We start from the raw sequence: 1,033 nt of genomic DNA, 5'->3' as shown, positions 1-1,033 counted from the left end.
ATTTCATTTTAAGCCAACGCTACACAATCACCCTCCACCAAAACCCCAACGAACCCTCCGATCTCGTCTTTGGCAGTCCTATTGGCTCAGCCAGAAAAATCCTATCCTATCAAAACACTAAACGAGTGTTTTACACCGGCGAAAATGAAGTCCCTAATTTCAACCTCTTTGATTACGCCATAGGCTTTGATGAATTGGACTTTAGAGATCGTTATTTGAGAATGCCTTTATATTATGATAGACTACACCATAAAGCCGAGAGCGTGAATGACACCACTGCCCCCTACAAACTCAAAGACAACAGCCTTTATACTTTAAAAAAACCTTCCCATCATTTTAAAGAAAAACACCCCCATTTATGCGCAGTAGTGAATAATGAGAGCGATCCTTTGAAAAGAGGGTTTGCGAGCTTTGTCGCAAGCAACCCTAACGCCCCTAAAAGGAACGCTTTCTATGACGCTTTAAACGCTATAGAGCCAGTTACTGGGGGAGGGAGCGTGAAAAACACTTTAGGCTATAATGTCAAAAACAAGAGCGAGTTTTTAAGCCAATACAAATTCAATCTATGTTTTGAAAACACTCAAGGCTATGGCTATGTTACCGAAAAAATCATTGACGCTTACTTTAGCCATACTATCCCTATTTATTGGGGGAGTCCTAGCGTGGCACAAGATTTTAACCCTAAGAGTTTTGTGAATGTGCATGATTTTAAAAACTTTGATGAAGCGATTGACTATATCAAATACTTGCACACGCACCCAAACGCTTATTTAGACATGCTCTATGAAAACCCTTTAAACACCCTTGATGGGAAAGCTTACTTTTACCAAGATTTGAGTTTTAAAAAAATCCTAGATTTTTTTAAAACGATTTTAGAAAACGACACGATTTATCACGATAACCCTTTCATTTTCTATCGTGATTTGAATGAGCCTTTAATATCTATTGATGATTTGAGGGTTAATTATGATGATTTGAGGGTTAATTATGATGATTTGAGGGTTAATTATGATGATTTGAGGGTTAATTATGA

At 37.7% G+C, this 1,033-nt stretch carries 1 protein-coding gene; it reads left to right on the top strand.

What is annotated here, in order from left to right; genetic code table 11:
• A partial coding sequence (locus tag CXY28_RS08570; protein WP_100980497.1) for a glycosyltransferase family 10 domain-containing protein occupies nt 1-1,033 on the top strand: 1,033 nt, incomplete at both ends.

The sequence above is a fragment of the Helicobacter pylori genome, from assembly GCF_002832345.1.
In the GTDB taxonomy this organism is placed as follows: Bacteria; Campylobacterota; Campylobacteria; order Campylobacterales; family Helicobacteraceae; genus Helicobacter; species Helicobacter pylori_CP.
The sequence above is the reverse complement of the archived record's forward strand: the minus strand, read 5'-3'. Positions and strand labels throughout refer to the sequence as shown.